Raw genomic sequence first — 16,660 nt, forward strand, 5'->3', positions numbered from 1 at the left:
GGCGCAGCTCGATCACGCTCTCGCCATCGACAAGGGCACACACCGGCACATAGGCCGCCTCGAACCCTGTCGCCCGCAGCCGCCGCGCGCGCGCCGAGAAGGCCTCCTCGACGGGCGGGATGGCTGATCTCGGCGGGCCGGGAGTGGCAGCCCCCGGCCCGGGGGCCAGCCCGCTCAGCGGGCGGCCAGCACCGGACGCTGCGGCGCGCGCGAGGCGGCCTCGGCAGCGGCACGGCGCGCAATCATCGCCGCGCGGCACGCGCCCCGGGCCCAGGGCATCTGCGCTTCGGACTGCGCCGCCTCGGCGAGGATCGACTTCATCCAGCGGGGGGTCTTGGTCTTGCTCATCTGTGCTCTCCTGCCTTGGGGCGTGTCGCTGCGGGGGCTTCCCGGATGCATCCTGTATCGCGGCCCATTGCGGCACTGTTAAGGCTTTGGAACCAATCCGTCACCGCCCCGGGTGCCGGAAATATGGCCCGCGGATTGTTGCGCAGCACGAACAAATCAACGCATTTTCACGGGAACCGGCCGCAGGGCGCCACAATTGCGGCAAGAGCGTGGCGTGGGGCGGCGCAATCGCGCCGCAATCACAGCCGAATCGCCGAGATCAGCCGGCCGTAATCGGCCTCGCCGGCATGGGTCGCGCGGCGGTAGGAATAGAATCGCTCGGGGTCGGAATAGGTGCAATGCCCGGTCCATTCCGCCGCGCCCACGCCCGCGCTCCGCAGCCGGTGCAGGCCGAAGGACGGCAGATCAAACATCGGCTTGCCATTCGTGCCACCGGCGAAGAAGCGGTCATAGTCCGGGTCTTCGGCAAGGAAATTGTCCATGAAGTCGAAACCGACCTCATAGGCGCGCTGCGAGATGCACGGGCCGATCACCGCCACGGTATCGGCGCGCTGCGCCCCCAGCCCCTCCATCGCGTCAAGCGTCGCCTCGAGCACGCCGCCAAGCGCACCGCGCCAGCCGGCATGGGCGACGCCCACCACCCCCGCGCGGCGGTCGGCAAACAGCACCGGCTCGCAATCTGCGGTCAGCACCGTCAGCAAAAGGCCGGGCGTCGCGGTGACGATCGCATCGGCGGTGACCGGCGCGTCGAGCGGCGCCTCGACCACCGCGACATCGGCGGAATGCACCTGATTCACCCCCACCATCTCGGCCGGGCTCACCCCCATCGCGCTCGCCACGCGGGCGCGGTTGAGGTTCACCGCCTCGGTCAGGTCGCTCGACCCGTGGCCGCAGTTCAGCCCGTGGAACACGCCTGAGGAGGCCCCGCCGCGGCGGGTGAAGAAGCCATGCTTGACGCCCGAAAGCGCGCGCGAGGTCAGGATATCAAGAGTTGTCGGCATCATCATCTGCGGTGGCTGCATCGAAGCCCGGAGGCCGCGGAGCGGCCTTGGGAAAAAGGGCAAGCGTCTGGAACAGGTGACCCATTTCGGCCGGGTGGGTCAAGCGCCGATGCGCGGCGACATGCGCATCGAGCGCCGCCCCGGTCAGCGCCTGCGCCAGACGCCCGGCGCGGGCGGTGATGCCGAGCCGCTCGAGCAGCACGCCCTGCGGTGTCAGCCCGCTCACCGCGACACCCGCGGCGCGGGCCGCGCGCGCGATCGGCTCGAAATCGACATGGGCGGTCAGGTCGGCCTCGCCCGGCGCCTCGAACGGGTCGCAGGGCGCATGGGCGCGCAGCGCCTGAAAGGTGTCGCCACGGCTGCGCCAGTTGCCATAGTCGATCACCAGCGCCGCGCCACCATGGCGCGCGATCCGGCCGGCAATCTCGGTCACGATGGCGGGCACGGCGGGGCAGATCTCGACGATATCGCCCTCGCCGGTGTCGGCAAGGCGATCGTCGAGCAGCGTCAGCGCCACCGGCGGCGCAAGCCCCGGCACCAGCCGGCCGTCCGCAAGCCCCACCTGCCGCTCGGCCCAGGCCTCGCCCCGGCGCTCGAAGGCGCGGATCGGCAGGGCGTCGAAGAACTCGTTCGCGACGAGGAAGAGCGGCGCCTCGGGCAGGTCGGCGACGCTTTCGTGCCACTGCACCGCATGGCCCGCGAGGCGGGCGCGCTGCACCTCGCGCAGGCTGGCCGAGGCCTCGACCAGATGCACCTCGGCCGCCGCCGCCATCCCCGGCACGGCGCGCATCGCGCGCAGCATGTCGGCCATCAGCGTGCCGCGCCCGGGGCCGAGCTCGGCCAGCACGAAGCGCGTGGGCGCGCCCTGATCGAGCCAGGCCTGCGCCAGACACAGCCCCAGCATCTCGCCGAACATCTGCGAGATTTCCGGCGCGGTGATGAAATCGCCCGCCCGGCCGAACGGATCGCGGGTGGCGTAATAGCCATGCGCCGGATGCAGCAGGCATTCGGCCATATAGGCATCAAGCCGCATCGGCCCCTCGAGCGCGATGCGCCGCGCGAAGATCTCGGCAAGCGGCGTCACGCCTGCCCCCGCCGCGCGCGCAGCGCAAACCACAGCCCGACGGCGATCATCGGCAGCGACAGGATCTGCCCCATCGTCAGGCCCCAGTCGCCGAACTGCAGCGCAAGCCCGAGCGGGTTGCCGGGCCCGACGAATTGCGCGTCGGGCTGGCGGAACAGCTCGACCACCGCGCGGCTGAGGCCATAGCCGATGAGGAACACGCCAAGCAGCAGCCCCGGCCGCTTCAGCGCCCCCGTGGCCATCAGCGCCCAGAGGAGAGCGCCCAGCAGCAGCCCTTCGAGCCCCGCCTCGTAGAGCTGCGAGGGGTGGCGCGCGCAAATGCCGTCGATCTGCCCGGCGATGCCGTTGCAGAGCTGCGCCGCCTCGACCGGGAAGATCACCCCCCAGGGCGCATCCGTCGGCCGGCCCCAGAGCTCGGGCTTGATGAAATTCGCGACCCGGCCAAGGAACAGCCCGATCGGCGCGACCAGCGCGAAGGCATCGGCCACACGCAGCGCCGGCAACTCGTGGCGGCGGCAGAACCACAGCCCCGCCACCACCGTGCCGAGAAAGCCGCCGTGGAAGGACATGCCGCCCTGCCAGACCTTCACCACCTCGAGCGGATGCGTCAGGTAATAGCCCGGTTCGTAGAACAGCACGAAGCCGAGCCGGCCGCCGATCACCACGCCGAGGATCACCGCCGTCAGCAGATCCTCGACCAGCTTCGGCCGCATCGGCGCCTCGCCGCCCCAGAGCGCGGGGCGGTTCATCAGCGCGACGATGATGCGCCAGCCGGCCAGCAGCCCGGCGATATAGGCCAGCGCATACCAGCGGATCGGCAGGTTCACGACCGGAATGACGAAGGCGTTCGGGTCGATCTCGGGGAAGGGAATGGCCATGGTGCTCCTCGATGTCGCGCGCAGGAAGCCCGCGGGCCGGGGCGAAGTCAACCTTGTCTCTTGCCGCGGCTGCGCCCATATAGGGCAAAACCCCGTGACCATGAGGGACGCGATGCAAGCGCCGAACAAGTTCTTCGACGAGATGTCCAAGCTGATGACCAACGCCATGGGCGTGGCGCAGGGCGCCCGCACCGAGGCGGAAACCGCGATGAAAAGCTGGATGGACCGCTGGCTCGCCGACCGCGACTTTGTCACCCGCGAGGAATTCGACGCGGTGAAGGCGATGGCGCAGAAGGCGCGCGAGGAAAACGAGGCGCTGAAGGCCCGTCTCGACGCGCTCGAGGCCGCCGCACCGAAAACCGGGGCTTGAGCCCCCGCGGGCTTTCCTGCCGCGGCTTTTTCTTGGTTCAAATACTCCCGCCGGAGGCTCCCGCACCCTCGGAAGCGCCTCCGGCGGGAGTATTTTTGCAAGGAAAAGCCTAAGCGCGCGCCGCCAGAGCCCGGGCGAGGACCTCTTCGACGCGCGCGCTCATCGGGCGGGCGCGGGCCAGCACCTCGGGCACCGGCACCCATTCCGCCTCGAGCGCATCATCGGCGGCCTGCGCCGTGCCCTCGGCCCCGTCGCAGACGACGGCGACGAGGTGGTAGTGGAACTGCACCGCGCCGCCCGCGTCGCGGCTGATCGCGTCGGTCTGGGCGATGACGGTGCCGGCGCGGGCAATGAGCCCGGTCTCCTCGGCCAGTTCGCGCAGCGCCGCCGCCTCGACCGTCTCGCCCCAGTCGACCTTGCCGCCCGGATAGCCCCAGAGCCCGGCATCGGGCGGGTTCGCGCGGCGCACGAGCAGGACCTGTTCGCCGCGCAGCACCACCGCCAGCACGGCAAGCCGCGGCACCGGCGCGCTCATGGCGCGACCGTCCCCGGGGCGGGCGCGATCCGGGTCTCGCCCAGCAGCGTGCCGTCGCGCAGATAGACGAGGACGCGGTCGTCGGCGGACAGCACCACGATCCGGTTGCCGGCGAAGGCGAGCGAGATCGGCCGCACCCCCTCGGGCAGGACCACCGCCGCGGGCAGCTCGGGCAGCGGCACCGGGCCCGACAGGCGGGTGACAAGCAGCCCGACGATCGTTACAAGCCCGAGGATCATCGTGACGGCCAGCGCCGTCACCAGGATTTTCAGAAACCGGACCTCGGGCAGCGGGGCCGGATCGGAAGGCAGCATGTCGGACATCGGGCAGACCATCCTTCGCGTCGAGATCGGGGACACCCCCGCCGGCCGCCTTGATAAGGCCTTGGCGGCGGCAGTGCCAGAGGAAGCGGCGCTGTCGCGCTCGCGCCTGGCACGGCTGATCGCCGAGGGCGCAGTGACGAAGGACGGCACGCCGGTCACCGACCTGAAGGCGAAGGTCGAGCCCGGCGAGGTCTACGAGATCGCGCTCGAGCCGCCGAGGCCGGTCGAGACCGTGGCGCAGCAGATCCCGCTCACCGTGGTCTGGGAGGACGAGGACCTGATCGTCATCGACAAGCCGGCGGGGATGGTGGTGCATCCGGCGCCGGGATCGGCGGACGGCACGCTGGTCAATGCGCTGCTCCATCATTTCGGCGGCAACCTGTCGGGCATCGGTGGCGAGGCGCGGCCGGGGATCGTGCACCGGATCGACAAGGACACCTCGGGCCTTCTGGTGGTGGCGAAGTCGGACCGCGCCCATCACGGGCTCGCCGCGCAATTCGAGAAGCACACGGTGCACCGGCATTATTCGGCAGTGGTCTATGGCGTGCCGGACGCCGGGGACCCGCGCCTGCGCGGCACCCGCGGGGTCAGCTTCGAGCCCGGCAACGTGATGAAGGTCACCTCGCAGCTCGCCCGCCACAAGACCGACCGGCAGCGCCAGGCGGTGCTGTTCGAAGGCGGCCGTCACGCCGTCACCCGCGCCCGCGTGGTCGAGGCCTTCGGCGGTGTCGCGGCACTCGTCGACTGCTGGCTCGAGACCGGACGCACACACCAGATCCGCGTGCACATGGCCCATGCCGGCCACGGGCTGATCGGCGACCCGGTCTATGGCGGCAAGCGCAAGCTGCCGCCGAAGGCCGTGGGGGAGGTGGGCGCGGCGGCGGCGGCCGCCTTCCCGCGCCAGGCGCTCCATGCCGCGACGCTCGGCTTCGTCCACCCGGTGACCGGCGAGGAGCTGAGCTTCTCCGCGCCGCTGCCCGCCGACATCGAGGCGCTGCTTGCCGCACTGCGCACCGGCGAAAACTGAACCGAAAAGTTCACATTTTCACCATTCGGCCCTTGCCCGGCAGCGGAAACGGTTCCATCATCGGCAAGACTTCCCGAGCCCGCGCGGCCGGGCCCCATGCGGGGGCTTGAAGGTGGCGGGGGCCCTCCCCATTTGTCGGGGTTGATCAGGGAGAAAGGGACCAATGACGAGTTACGCGAACCTTCCCGCACCCAGCCCCGAACAGGGGATGAACCGCTATCTGCAGGAAATCCGGAAGTTTCCGCTGCTGGAGCCGGAAGAGGAATACATGCTGGCGAAGGCCTGGGTCGACCATCAGGACTCGGAGGCGGCGCACCGGCTTGTCACCTCGCATCTGCGACTCGCGGCGAAGATCGCCATGGGCTATCGCGGCTATGGCCTGCCCCAGGCCGAGGTGATCTCGGAGGCGAACGTCGGGCTGATGCAGGCGGTGAAGCGCTTCGACCCGGAACGCGGCTTCCGCCTGGCGACCTATGCGATGTGGTGGATCCGCGCCGCGATCCAGGAATACATCCTGCGCTCGTGGTCGCTGGTGAAGCTCGGCACCACCTCGGCGCAGAAGAAGCTGTTCTTCAACCTGCGCAAGGCCAAGGCCCGGATCGGCGCCTATGAGGAGGGCGATCTGCGCCCCGATGCGGTGAAGCGCATCGCCCATGATCTGAACGTCACCGAGACCGAGGTGGTCGAGATGAACCGCCGCCTCGCCGGCTCGGACGCCTCGCTGAACGCCCAGGTCGGCTCGGCCGAGGGCGATGGCGCGGCACAATGGCAGGACTGGCTCGAGGACGAGGATGCCGATCAGGCCGAGGCCTTCGCCGAAGCCGACGAGCTCGAGGCGCGGCGCGCGATGCTGATTGCGGCGATGGACGTGCTGAACGAGCGCGAGCGCGACATCCTGATGGAACGGCGCCTGCGCGACGAACCCGTCACGCTCGAGGCGCTGTCGACGAAATACGATGTCTCGCGCGAGCGGATCCGGCAGATCGAGGTGCGTGCATTCGAGAAGCTGCAAAGCCGGATGCGGGTTCTGGCGAAGGACAAGGGGATGACGATTCCCGCCTGACGCGGGGCGTCTCCCGCCTGACGCGAGGCGTCTTACGGCCCTCCCCTGCCCGCCCCGCCGACCTCAGGCCGCCGTCTCGAAGGCGGCCCGGAGGCGCGGCGAGGTGAGCAGGATATCGGCCGTCTTCCGCAGATGCGCTTCGATGAGGTCTCCGGCCCGGGCCGCATCGCGGTCGAGCGCCGCGCGCATCAGCGCCGCATGCTCGGCATTCACATCGCGGTCGATTCCCGGCGAGCCGCCCCGGGTGAGCCCCGACAGCTGGCGGTATCGTTCCGACTGGATGAACAGCTGCTGCCGGAAGCGCAGCCACCAGCGGTTGCCGCAGGCGCAGGTCAGCGCGTCGTGAAAGGCCTCGTGCAGCGCATGCCATTGCAACACGGTGTCGCGGTCGCTCTTCTGCGCGAGCGCAGTGGTCGCGGCCGCAAGCCGGTGCTCGGCCGCGATGATCTCGCTTTCCCAGTTGACGTCGCCACGCTCGATCGAGGCCGCCAGACAGTCCCGTTCGACCCGGACCCGGGCGTCCGTCAGCTCGGTCAGCTCGTCGCGCGAGATCGGCGAGACGATGAAGCCGCGCTGCGGCAGCGCCGTCACCAGCCCTTCGGCGCTCAGCCGCGACAGGGCCTCCCGCACGATGCCGGTGGAGGCGGCAAAGCGCAGCGCGAGATCGTCGATCTTCAGCTTGCTTCCGGGCAGATACTCGCCAAGCACGATGCTCGTGCGAAGGTCATCCGAGATTTGTGCGGCGAGGCTGGATTTGAGCGATTTGTCTTGCATGGAGTTTTCATAGCATCATTTGGCAGATCGTAAAAAATAAATTTTATATTGAAAAATTAACGTGAAGTCTCTACACCCGATCCTGTTTCAAGCAGGAGGTGGACGATGCGGTTTCTGGCGTTCGAGGCTGATGGCCGGAACGGGCTTGCCGTCGCGGTGGAGGGCGGCGCCTATCACGGATTGACCGAGGCGGACGCGGCCTGGCCGGGCGATCTCGAGACGCTGATCGCCGGGGGCTTCCCGGCATCGGCGATCGCGGCCCTGCGCTCGGGCCCCGCGGTGGATCCGGCCACGGTGACGGTGGCGCTGCCGGTGCGCCGGCCCGGGAAGATCCTCTGCGTCGGGCTCAACTATGCCGCCCATGCACAGGAATCGGGGCACGAGATCCCGAAGGTTCCGACGGTGTTCGGCCGGTTCGCCACCGGGCTGATCGCCTCGGGCGCGGGGCTGGTGCGGCCGCGGGTCTCGGATCTGCTCGATTACGAGGCCGAGCTTGCGGTGGTGATCGGCAAGGCCGGGCGCAACATCGCGAAAGAGCACGCGCTCGAGCATGTGGCGGGCTACACGATCTTCAACGACGGCTCGGTGCGCGACTGGCAGCTGGCCACGCCGCAATGGACGGTGGGCAAGAATTTCGACGGCACCGGCGCGCTCGGCCCGGTGCTGGTGACGCCCGACGAATTGCCGCCGGGCGCGGCGGGGTTGCATCTTCAGCTGCGCCTGAACGGCGAAGTGCTGCAAGATACGATGACCGATGACCTGATCTTCGGCGTCGCCGATCTGATCGCCTTCCTCTCCACCGCGATGACGCTGGAGCCGGGCGACATCATCGCCACCGGCACGCCCTCGGGCGTCGGCGGCGCGCGCAAGCCGCAGGTCTGGATGAAACCGGGGGATGTTTGCGAGGTCGAGATCGAGGGCATCGGCATCCTGTCGAACCCGATCGTGCAACAACAGGACTGAGGCCCGGAGGAGGGCCGCAACAAGGGAGAGAGAAATGGCGGAATTCAACCCGAAGACGGTGGGGCTGGGCTATGTCGCGCTTGGCAGCACCGATCCGGCGCGGGCGGTGGCGCATTACCGCGACGTGCTCGGCCTGACCGAGACCGGCAGCGAGGGCGGCGCGACCTATCTGTCGCTGTGCGGGGCGCATCACGACATCGTCGTGACCAAGGCCCGCGAGAAGAGCTTTGTGCATCAGGGCTATCAGCTGCGCGCCGATATCGAACTTGCGGCCTTCGCGAAAGAGCTCGGCGCGGCGGGCTTTGCGGCGCAGATCAAGTCCGACAGCCAGCCCGGCGTGGCGAAGCTCGTCGAGATCGACGGCCCCGGCGGCGTGACCTTCCAGTTCTACAAGGAGATGGAGCGCAGCGTTGCCCCGGCCACGCCCGCCGGCATCGCGCCGCTTCGGCTTGGCCATGTGGCGATCATCAGTCCCGAGGCGGCGAAACTCTTCGCCTTCTACCGCGACGTGCTCGGCTTCCACTACACCGATGACATCGCCGAGCTCGCCTTCTTCCTGACCTGCAACCGCGACCACCATGTGGTGAACCTCGTCGGGCTGCCCGACAGCCGGGTGCATCACATCGCTTTCGAGCTGCGCGACGGCAGCGATCAGGTGCGCGCCGCCGATATCCTGGCGCGGAACGGCGCGCCGACGCTCTGGGGGCCGTCGCGGCACGGCGCGGGGCACAACCTCGCCGGCTATCACCACGACCCCGACAAGGTGATGATCGAGCTTTACACGCAGATGGACGTCTACCTGCCCGCGCTCGGCCAGCATGAGCCGCGCCCCTGGCACGAGGACTATCCGATGGTGCCGAAGTCCTGGCCGCTGGAGAAGATGTCGGTCTGGGCCACCGAGTTCAACTTCAACATCGCGATGGGCTGACCGCCCGCCGCGCCGCGCGCGAAAAGAGAGAGCCGGGGAAACCCGGCTCTCTTTCGTTTTGCACCGGCCCTGCGATCGCGACAGGCCTCAGCCCGCCGCGATCTCGAGCTTGAAGGTGAAGGGCTGCAAGGCGGCGCGCAGCGTCGCGGCATCGCCCCCGGCCAGCGTGACATGGGCGAGCATGCCGCGGGCGGGGTCCTGTTCGACCCGCACCTGAGCCAGCGCCACCCCTGCCCCGGCGGCAGCCTCGCGCAGCACGCTCTCGATCTCGCGCATCACCAGCGCCGGCTTGAAGATCTTGCCCACCGCGGTCACCGGCATCGCCTCGATGATATGGACCGCCTTCGGCCGGGCGGCGCGCTCGCCGATCTCGGCCTCGGCCCAGGCGACGATCTCCTCGGGGCTCAGCGTCGCGCCGGGCTTCGGCTGGACATAGAGCACCGGCACCTCGCCGGCATGGGCATCGGGGCGGCCGACCGCGGCGGCGAGCGCGACCTGCGGGTGATGGTGGATCGGGTTCTCGATCGTGGCGGGGTCGATGTTGTGACCGCCGCGGATGATCAGCTCCTTGCGCCGGCCGGTCAGCCAGAAGAAGCCGTCGCCATCCTCGCGCCCGAGATCCCCGGTGTTGAGCCAGCGCTCGCCGGCGATCTCGACCCGGGCGGCGGCGGTCTGCGCCGGATCGACATAGCCGGCAAAGACATTCGGACCGTTCAGCAGCAGGCTGCCCGCCTCGTCGGTCGCGCACCAGCGCCCGAACCGGCCCTCGACGTCCAGCTCGGCCGCGCGCATCCGCTGATAGGGCAGACGCAGCCCGATCGAGCCGATCCGCGGCGCACCGTTGGCCGGATTGAGCGAGGAGACGCAGGCGCCCTCGGTCAGCCCGTAGCCTTCAAGGATCTTCAGCCCGGTCGCGGCCTCGAACTTGCCGAACAGCGCCGCCGGCATCGGTGCTGCGCCGCAGACGGCGTATTCGAGCGACGACAGGTCGTGCCCTTCGACCGGCGTCGCCAGCAGTGCCGAGAGGATCGTCGGCACCGAGGAGAAGATGGTGACGCGGAACCGCTCCACCACCTCCCAGAACCGCGCGAGCAGCTCGGGCGTGCGGTAGCCCGCCGCGCCACCGAGCACCACCGCACCGCCCTGTATCCAGACCGCGAGCCCGGTGACAAGCTGGGCGTTGACGTGGAACAGCGGCAATCCGCAGAAGGCAGCAGTGCCGGCGTGCAGCAGCTGCGGATGCGCCGCGGCGATCGCCCAGGCGTCGAAGATCTCCGAGCGCTGGCTGCGCCGGGCGATCTTCGGCAGGCCGGTGGTGCCGCCGGTGCAGAAATAGGAGGAGATATCCTCCGCCTCGGGCGGCGCGAAGCTCAGCGCGCCAGCCGGTGCGGCGGCGCGCAGCCGGTCGAAATCGCGCACCGGAACCGCGCCGATGCTCTCGCCCGGCGCGACCGGGCCGACCTTCAGCACGAGCCGCAGGCAGTCGCTCGCGCCGGCGGCGGCGACCGCCTTTTCCCAGATCTCGGAGGCGATCTGCGGCCCCGCGGCAACCAGCATCCGGGCCCCTGCGGCGCTCAGCAGCGCGGCGATTTCCCCGGCGCCAAGCGCGGGGTTGAGCGCCATCACGATGCCCGCGGTCTCGCCGCCCCAGATCGTCCAATGCGTCTGCGGCAGGTTCGGCAACAGATAGGCCACCACGTCGTCGCGGCCGAGCCCCTCGGCGCGCAGCATGTTGGCGGTGCGGGTGATCTCTTCCGCGAAGGCGCGGAACGACCAGGTTTCGGGGCGCTCCATCGCCTCCATCCCCGGGAAATAGGCGAGCGCCATGGCTTCCGGCCGGGCGGCGGCGGCCTGCCGCAGCGCCGCGTAGGTGCTCGTCGGAAGCCCCCGCCGCGCGAGCGGCGTCGCCTCGATGCGCAGGACATCCGCCAGATCCGAGATTCCCTCGGGAAGTTCCGTCACGCTCATGCTGTCTCCTTCTCCGTCGTGATCGCAGGTTGGTTGAGGGCATAGGCACCGACCAGCCAGTCGAGCTGCCCGTCGCCGGCGCCCGGCGCCATCACGTCGGCGACGATCCGGTCGGGACGAACGAGGACCAGCGCCGGGCGCCGGCCCAGCCATTTCGCCAGCACCCCTTGCGGGTCGCGGATCGCGCCGCCGGTCTCGACACCGAGGAGCCGCGCGCCGAGCCGGTCGAGCGTGTCGCGGTCGTTCCGGCCGAGAACCGTCTCCGGCTCGATGCCGAGACCGACCAGCGCGAACCCCGGCCCCATCAGCGCGTCAAGCCGCACGGCGCGGCCCGCGACCGACAGCTCGGGCGTTTCGATGAGCCGCCCGACCCGCCGGTGCGCCCGTCGCCGCACGAGCGGAGAATGACGCTGCACATTGTGCGGCACCGGGTCGGTGCGGTCGATGTAGTCGCGCAGCGGCGGAACGCTCCAGATCAGCCGCATGAGGCGGTCGCGCATCCAGGCCTGCACCGGGCGCGTCGTCATGATGAAGCCACCGAGCCGCACCGCGAACCCCGTCGCCCGGTGCAGTTGCGGCAGGCGTTCGAGGCGATAACTGTCGAGGATCTCCGCCCCGAACCGCCCCTGCAGCACGCCGGCAAGTTTCCACGCAAGGTTGCCCGCATCGCGCACGCCGCCGACCAGTCCCTGGCCCGCGAAGGGCGGGGTCACATGCGCCGCATCGCCGGCAAGCAACAGGCGGCCGACGCGGAATTTCGCCGCATGGCGGGCATGGAAGGTGTAGATCACGCAGCGTTCGATGCCGAAGCCCGCGCCGCCGCCCCGCTCGGCGATCCGGGCCCGCACCCAGGCGTCGGAAGACACTTCCGCCTCGTCGTCGCCAGGCATCACCAGGAACTCCCAGCGGCGCCGGCCGCCGGCATTCGGAACCGTCAGCCCCGGCCGCGCCGGATCGCAGAAGAAGACGATCCCGTCCCCGGGGAACTGGTCCTCGAGCGTGTCGACCACGACCCATTTCTCGGTGAAGGTCTCGCCCTCGAACCACAGCCCCAGCGCCGCGCGGGTCGGGCTCGAGCCGCCGTCGCAGGCGACGGCATAGCGCGCGCGCAAGCTGCCACCGCCGAGATCGAGCGTGACCCCGTCGTCATCCTGCACGACCGCACGCACCTCGATGCCGCGCCGGAGCGTGACCTGCGGCAGCTCGGCGATCGCCTCGCTCAGACCGCGTTCGAGATCGGGCTGGTAATAGGTCCCGCGCGCGGCGAACCCGAAGGCCTGCGGGCATTGGGTAGACGACCACAGCACCTTGCCCTTCGCATTCAGATAGCGCACCCCGAGGTCGTGAACGAAGGATGCCCCGATCCGCTCGAGCACCCCCACCGTCCGCAGGCTGCGCATCAGCTCGGCATCATAGGCGATGGCACGCGGCGTGGTGAACGGTTCGTCGCGTTTCTCCAGCACACAGACGCGGACGCCCGCCCGTCCCAGCTGCAGCGCCGTCATCAGCCCGGTTGGACCGGCGCCGATGATGGCGACGTCGCAGTCGAAATTCTCCTGAGGCATGGCCTCCCTCCCCTTTTCATGCGGTCTCGGCGCCCCCGCTCCCCGCTCCTCCGGGAAGGGCCTCGGGCGCACCGGAATGAGGCTCAGCCCGCCGCGAGGCCGCGCAGCGCCACCTGCGCGCTCGGACGGGCGAGCAGCGCCTCGGCATAGGTCGACAGCGGCGCCGGCACGGCGATGCCCAGCGCCCGGGCCCAGACGAGAATGTAGAACAGCGCCGCATCCTCGATGCCGATCCGGCTGCGCGCACACAGCGCCGCGCCGTGCTGCGCCGCCACCGTCGCAAGCCCGGCCTCGACCTCGCGGCGGCCGAGCGCGCGCAGGCTGTCCTGCGCCGCCGGGTCGGCCGAGAATTTCTGCGGCATGACAAGGAAGGTGAAGCCGCGCATGTGGATCGAGGCGACGAGGAACTCGACCAGTTCGAGCACCCGTGCCTGGCCGTCGATCGTGTCGGGCCAGAGCTCGGCCGCGCCATGGCGGCGGCAAAGCCAATAGGCGATCGCGGGAAACTCGGTCAGCGCCGTCCCGTCGTCGAGAATCAGCGTCGGAACCTTCCCTTTCGGGTTCATCTGCCGGAATGCCGTGTCGTTCTGCTCGCCCTTGCGCAGGTCGATCGCCGCAAGCGTATAATCGACGCCGAGTTCTTCGAGCAGGAACACGATCCCCATCGAGCACGCGCCCGGGGAGTGGAACAATGTGAGCATGGCTGGTCCTCCTGAAGACCTCCTAGCTGAAAAAATAACAAAAATGAAGAAAAATTAATTTTCTAGGAATTGTCGTTTGACACGAATCTCGTTTTGACCACGTAGTCACTGCGAGATGCCGGTCGATGCCCCGGCATTTCACACTGCAACCGTCCCGCACGGCCCGGACAGGAGGAGGTTTCGGTCCGGATCTGCCCCGATCCGCCGCAGGCGGTGCGATCGGCGGCGGGGTCATGTCGGGATGTCACACCCGAACGGAGGAGACCCGAGAAATGCCCCCTGAAACTCCCGCAGCCACACCCGATATCGAAGTGCCGGTGCTCGTCGTCGGCGGTGGCGGCGCTGGCCTGACCAGCTCGATGCTGCTGTCCGGGCTCGGTGTCGAGCATCTTCTGGTCAGCGCGCTGCCGACCACCTCGACCCTGCCCAAGGCGCATGTGCTCAACCAGCGCAGCATGGAAATCCTCGAGGATGCCGGCGTCTCCGAGGCGATCTATGCCCGCAGCACCCCGGCCGAGAACATGCGGGCGATGGGGTGGTATGCCGGGCTTGCCGGCGCCGATCCCGATCTCGGCCGGACCATCGCCAAGATCGAGTGCTGGGGCGACGGCGGCCAGAATGTGAACTGGCAGCAGGCAAGCCCGCTGCGTTCGGCCAACCTGCCGCAGATCCGGCTCGAGCCGGTCCTGCGGGCGCGGGCCGAGGCGCTGAACCCGGGCCATGTCCGCTTTCATCACGAGCTGACGCGGCTCGAGCAGGACGCGGAGGGCGTCACCGCCTGGATCACCAATCGCGACGACGGGTCCGACTACACGGTGCGGGCGCGCTACCTGCTCGGCTGCGACGGCGGGCGGACAATCCCGCGGCTCGTCGGCATCGCGCATCAGGGGCTCGGCGTGATCGCCCAGACCGCGACGGCGCATGTCTCGGCCGACCTGTCACAGCTCGCCCGCGATCCCGACGTGCTGATCCGCTGGATCTGGTGCCCGGCGATCGGCGAGATGGCGGTGCTGGTGCCGATGGGGCCCGACCATTGGGGGCCGGAGAGCGAGGAATGGGTGTTCCACATCACCTATCAGGGCGAAGGGCCGCGTGATCTGACCGACGCGCAGATCGTCGCGAACATGCGGCTTGCCCTCGGCATTCCCGAGCTGCCGATGACCGTGCACAAGATCACCCGCTGGGCGCTCGAGGGGGTGCAGGCAGAGCGGTTCCGCGCCGGCCGGGTGTTCCTCGTCGGCGACGCCGCGCATCGCCATCCGCCGACCGGCGGGCTCGGGCTGACAAGCGGCATTCAGGATGCGCATAACCTGTGCTGGAAGATCGCCGCGGTTCTGGCCGGTCAGGCCGGGGCGTCGCTGCTCGACAGCTACGAGGCCGAGCGCGCCCCGGTGGACGGGCACAACATCCGCCGCTCGATGGAAAACTCGATGGGCCACATGGCGATCGGCCGGGCGATGGGGCTTTCCCCCGATGCCACCGCCGCGCAGAACTGGGCCGAGGTCAAGCGGCTGCTGAGCGGCCTGCCGCAGGATGCCGCGCACCGCGCCACCGCGATGCGCGCGATCCGCGCACTCAGCATGGAGGCGAATGAGCTGAACGTCGAATACGGCTATCGTTATGCCTCCGGCGCGATCGTCGGCGACGGCACCACGCCCCCGGCGAATGCCGACGAGATCCGGCTTTACGAGCCGAGCACCTTCCCCGGCAGCCCGCTGCCGCATGCCTGGCTTGACGACGAGGCCGGCGCGCGGCTGCCGATCAAGGACCTCGTGCGCCCCGGCCGGTTCCTGCTGATCGCCGGCGAGAATGGCGCGCCCTGGTGCGCCGCGGCCGAGGCCCTCGCCCGCGCCAACGACCTGCCGCTCGACGTGCGGCGCATCGGCCATCTCGACGGTGACCTGTTCGATCCGCGGCTGATGTGGGCGCGCGCGCGCGGCATCTCCGAGACCGGCGCGGTGCTGATCCGGCCCGACCGGGTGGTGTGCTGGCGTCAGGCGGAAGCGGGCGACGCGCCCGCCGCAAGCCTCACCGCGGCGCTTGGCACGGTCCTCGGCCGGCACCTCGCCGCGGGCTAAGGACCGGCCCCGACCGGGCACGGCCCCCCCGAAGCCCCCGCCCCGGCCGCGGCCGGGGCGGCCCCCCGAGCCCGGACATCGCGGGGGGTTGACCTGGGGCGGCTCTGCGGGCAGGTCGCTGTGCAGGACCGAAGCGACGGAAAAGGGCCTTCGATGGCGCGGGTGAACCTGGAACGCCGGGCGGAGATCGGCCGCGAGAAGCGGGCACGCACGCGCGCGCTGATCCTCGCGGCGGCACGCGGCTGTTATGCCGATCCGGCCGCGCCACAGGTCACCGTCGAGGTCCTGACCCGCGCCGCCGGGGTCGCCAAGGGCACCTTCTACGTGCATTTCCCCGACCTGAACACGCTGGAGGCGGAGCTGGGCGACGAGATCATCGACGCGCTGGCGCAGCGCCATCAGGCCGTGCTCGGGATCGTGTCCGACCCGCTGACGCGGATCGCGACCGTCACCATGATTTTCCTGCGCGATCTGGCACAGGCCCCGGCGCGGGCGCGGCTGGTGTCGCATGCCGTTGCCGCATTGCCCGATTTCGCACAGGCGGTTCAGGCCCGGCTGCACAACGACCTGGCCGAAGCCCGGGATGCCGGGCGCCTTGCCGTCGGGGCGCCCGGCCTCGCCGCGCAGATCGTGGTGACGATGGTCGCGCAGGGGGCGCAGATGCTGGGGCGGGGCGCGCTCGATGCGGCCGGGGTTCCCGATCTCGTGCGCGCCCTCCTGCGCGCCCTCGGAAGCCCGCCGGACGACGCCGCGACCCGCACCGAGACGGCCATTGCGACGGCCGAGGCGATCACGACGGCCGAGGCGCTCGCCCGGTCGCGCAACCTCTGACCCTCTGCGACGCACCGCACCGGGCACCTCCCCCACACATGTCTGCATGCCGTTCCGGTCCCGGTGAGGCTGCGACAGGGGGCGGATGACCGAAGGCGGCGCCGGCTCCCGCGGGGGGCGGGCGCCGGCCTCGCCGGCATGTGGCATTTGGAAGCAGCCGGCCGGATCCGCCCGGGGTCGGGCACGGCGGGGCCACAGATCCGCGGCCGGCCGGCGAATCGCC

General features: G+C 70.0%; 17 protein-coding genes. 7 read left to right on the forward strand and 10 right to left on the reverse strand.

Going from position 1 to position 16,660, the window contains the following annotated elements; translation table 11 throughout:
* Positions 1-174: 174 nt before the first annotated feature.
* The 4 genes from EOW66_RS20290 to lgt all read right to left on the reverse strand — a co-directional run bounded on the left by EOW66_RS20290 (position 175) and on the right by lgt (position 3,311).
* Positions 175-348, reverse strand: coding sequence for a hypothetical protein (locus EOW66_RS20290; RefSeq protein ID WP_164880992.1), 174 nt, complete (start codon positions 346-348; stop codon positions 175-177).
* A gap of 239 nt (positions 349-587) precedes the next feature.
* Positions 588-1,349, reverse strand: a complete 762-nt coding sequence (pgeF, locus tag EOW66_RS01785) for a peptidoglycan editing factor PgeF (RefSeq protein ID WP_128154750.1) — start codon at positions 1,347-1,349, stop codon at positions 588-590.
* A complete protein-coding gene (locus EOW66_RS01790; protein ID WP_128154359.1) occupies positions 1,333-2,433 on the reverse strand; it encodes a class I SAM-dependent methyltransferase in 1,101 nt (366 codons plus the stop codon). The genes pgeF and EOW66_RS01790 overlap by 17 nt, the downstream gene beginning before the upstream one ends.
* Positions 2,430-3,311 (reverse strand): prolipoprotein diacylglyceryl transferase, encoded by an 882-nt coding sequence (lgt, locus tag EOW66_RS01795; RefSeq protein WP_128154361.1) that lies wholly within the window; start codon positions 3,309-3,311, stop codon positions 2,430-2,432. Before lgt ends, EOW66_RS01790 begins: the two co-directional genes overlap by 4 nt.
* A 112-nt stretch (positions 3,312-3,423) precedes the next feature.
* Here lgt and EOW66_RS01800 point away from each other — a divergent pair, with 112 nt between their 5' ends.
* On the forward strand, positions 3,424-3,681 hold the full coding sequence (locus tag EOW66_RS01800) for an accessory factor UbiK family protein (RefSeq protein ID WP_113901779.1): 258 nt from the start codon (positions 3,424-3,426) through the stop codon (positions 3,679-3,681).
* 109 nt (positions 3,682-3,790) lie between these two features.
* Here EOW66_RS01800 and EOW66_RS01805 read toward each other — a convergent pair whose 3' ends face one another.
* Together EOW66_RS01805 and EOW66_RS01810 are read right to left on the reverse strand one after the other, a co-directional pair.
* Complete coding sequence (locus EOW66_RS01805; protein WP_128154363.1) at positions 3,791-4,216, reverse strand: NUDIX hydrolase; 426 nt, start codon at positions 4,214-4,216, stop codon at positions 3,791-3,793.
* A complete protein-coding gene (locus EOW66_RS01810) occupies positions 4,213-4,539 on the reverse strand; it encodes a DUF6476 family protein (RefSeq protein WP_239017463.1) in 327 nt (108 codons plus the stop codon). Before EOW66_RS01810 ends, EOW66_RS01805 begins: the two co-directional genes overlap by 4 nt.
* Between EOW66_RS01810 and EOW66_RS01815 the strand changes: the two genes are divergently transcribed.
* Both EOW66_RS01815 and rpoH read left to right on the forward strand, forming a co-directional pair.
* Positions 4,529-5,566, forward strand: coding sequence for an RluA family pseudouridine synthase (locus EOW66_RS01815; RefSeq protein WP_128154365.1), 1,038 nt, complete (start codon positions 4,529-4,531; stop codon positions 5,564-5,566). The genes EOW66_RS01810 and EOW66_RS01815 overlap by 11 nt on opposite strands.
* Positions 5,567-5,729: 163 nt before the next feature.
* Positions 5,730-6,629: an RNA polymerase sigma factor RpoH gene (gene rpoH, locus EOW66_RS01820; protein WP_128154367.1), complete on the forward strand. Its 900-nt coding sequence runs from the start codon at positions 5,730-5,732 to the stop codon at positions 6,627-6,629.
* Positions 6,630-6,692: 63 nt separating this feature from the next.
* Here the strand turns inward: rpoH and EOW66_RS01825 are convergent, their stop codons facing one another.
* Positions 6,693-7,403: a GntR family transcriptional regulator gene (locus EOW66_RS01825; RefSeq protein ID WP_128154369.1), complete on the reverse strand. Its 711-nt coding sequence runs from the start codon at positions 7,401-7,403 to the stop codon at positions 6,693-6,695.
* Positions 7,404-7,508: 105 nt separating this feature from the next.
* Here EOW66_RS01825 and EOW66_RS01830 point away from each other — a divergent pair, with 105 nt between their 5' ends.
* The gene (locus tag EOW66_RS01830) at positions 7,509-8,366 is read left to right on the forward strand and encodes a fumarylacetoacetate hydrolase family protein (protein ID WP_128154371.1); all 858 of its coding nucleotides are present in this window, start codon (positions 7,509-7,511) and stop codon (positions 8,364-8,366) included.
* Positions 8,367-8,400: 34 nt separating this feature from the next.
* Positions 8,401-9,294 (forward strand): VOC family protein, encoded by an 894-nt coding sequence (locus EOW66_RS01835; protein ID WP_128154372.1) that lies wholly within the window; start codon positions 8,401-8,403, stop codon positions 9,292-9,294.
* Positions 9,295-9,381: 87 nt separating this feature from the next.
* Here the strand turns inward: EOW66_RS01835 and EOW66_RS01840 are convergent, their stop codons facing one another.
* From EOW66_RS01840 to EOW66_RS01850, 3 genes are all read right to left on the reverse strand, one after another.
* Positions 9,382-11,262, reverse strand: coding sequence for an acyl-CoA synthetase (locus EOW66_RS01840; RefSeq protein WP_128154374.1), 1,881 nt, complete (start codon positions 11,260-11,262; stop codon positions 9,382-9,384).
* Positions 11,259-12,827, reverse strand: coding sequence for a bifunctional 3-(3-hydroxy-phenyl)propionate/3-hydroxycinnamic acid hydroxylase (locus tag EOW66_RS01845; RefSeq protein ID WP_128154376.1), 1,569 nt, complete (start codon positions 12,825-12,827; stop codon positions 11,259-11,261). Before EOW66_RS01845 ends, EOW66_RS01840 begins: the two co-directional genes overlap by 4 nt.
* A gap of 83 nt (positions 12,828-12,910) precedes the next feature.
* Positions 12,911-13,528, reverse strand: coding sequence for a glutathione S-transferase family protein (locus tag EOW66_RS01850; RefSeq protein WP_128154377.1), 618 nt, complete (start codon positions 13,526-13,528; stop codon positions 12,911-12,913).
* Between the two features lie 272 nt (positions 13,529-13,800).
* Between EOW66_RS01850 and EOW66_RS01855 the strand changes: the two genes are divergently transcribed.
* Entirely contained in the window at positions 13,801-15,606 is a 1,806-nt protein-coding gene (locus tag EOW66_RS01855) for an FAD-dependent monooxygenase (protein ID WP_128154379.1), read from the forward strand.
* 153 nt (positions 15,607-15,759) lie between these two features.
* Positions 15,760-16,437 carry a TetR/AcrR family transcriptional regulator gene (locus EOW66_RS01860; protein WP_128154380.1) on the forward strand — a complete coding sequence of 226 codons (678 nt, stop codon included), beginning with the start codon at positions 15,760-15,762 and terminating at the stop codon, positions 16,435-16,437.
* Positions 16,438-16,660: the final 223 nt, after the last annotated feature.

This window comes from Paenirhodobacter huangdaonensis (assembly GCF_004022465.1).
Taxonomy (GTDB): Bacteria; Pseudomonadota; Alphaproteobacteria; order Rhodobacterales; family Rhodobacteraceae; genus Rhodobacter; species Rhodobacter huangdaonensis.

Excerpts from the sequence above, each read along its gene's own strand:
- EOW66_RS20290 (WP_164880992.1), bottom strand. The coding sequence starts at position 348 with ATGAGCAAGACCAAGACCCCCCGCTGGATGAAGTCGATCCTCGCCGAG.
- pgeF (WP_128154750.1), bottom strand. The coding sequence starts at position 1,349 with ATGCCGACAACTCTTGATATCCTGACCTCGCGCGCGCTTTCGGGCGTC.
- lgt (WP_128154361.1), bottom strand. The coding sequence starts at position 3,311 with ATGGCCATTCCCTTCCCCGAGATCGACCCGAACGCCTTCGTCATTCCG.
- EOW66_RS01800 (WP_113901779.1), top strand. The coding sequence starts at position 3,424 with ATGCAAGCGCCGAACAAGTTCTTCGACGAGATGTCCAAGCTGATGACC.
- EOW66_RS01805 (WP_128154363.1), bottom strand. The coding sequence starts at position 4,216 with ATGAGCGCGCCGGTGCCGCGGCTTGCCGTGCTGGCGGTGGTGCTGCGC.
- EOW66_RS01815 (WP_128154365.1), top strand. The coding sequence starts at position 4,529 with ATGTCGGACATCGGGCAGACCATCCTTCGCGTCGAGATCGGGGACACC.
- EOW66_RS01810 (WP_239017463.1), bottom strand. The coding sequence starts at position 4,539 with ATGTCCGACATGCTGCCTTCCGATCCGGCCCCGCTGCCCGAGGTCCGG.
- rpoH (WP_128154367.1), top strand. The coding sequence starts at position 5,730 with ATGACGAGTTACGCGAACCTTCCCGCACCCAGCCCCGAACAGGGGATG.
- EOW66_RS01825 (WP_128154369.1), bottom strand. The coding sequence starts at position 7,403 with ATGCAAGACAAATCGCTCAAATCCAGCCTCGCCGCACAAATCTCGGAT.
- EOW66_RS01830 (WP_128154371.1), top strand. The coding sequence starts at position 7,509 with ATGCGGTTTCTGGCGTTCGAGGCTGATGGCCGGAACGGGCTTGCCGTC.
- EOW66_RS01835 (WP_128154372.1), top strand. The coding sequence starts at position 8,401 with ATGGCGGAATTCAACCCGAAGACGGTGGGGCTGGGCTATGTCGCGCTT.
- EOW66_RS01840 (WP_128154374.1), bottom strand. The coding sequence starts at position 11,262 with ATGAGCGTGACGGAACTTCCCGAGGGAATCTCGGATCTGGCGGATGTC.
- EOW66_RS01845 (WP_128154376.1), bottom strand. The coding sequence starts at position 12,827 with ATGCCTCAGGAGAATTTCGACTGCGACGTCGCCATCATCGGCGCCGGT.
- EOW66_RS01850 (WP_128154377.1), bottom strand. The coding sequence starts at position 13,528 with ATGCTCACATTGTTCCACTCCCCGGGCGCGTGCTCGATGGGGATCGTG.
- EOW66_RS01855 (WP_128154379.1), top strand. The coding sequence starts at position 13,801 with ATGCCCCCTGAAACTCCCGCAGCCACACCCGATATCGAAGTGCCGGTG.
- EOW66_RS01860 (WP_128154380.1), top strand. The coding sequence starts at position 15,760 with ATGGCGCGGGTGAACCTGGAACGCCGGGCGGAGATCGGCCGCGAGAAG.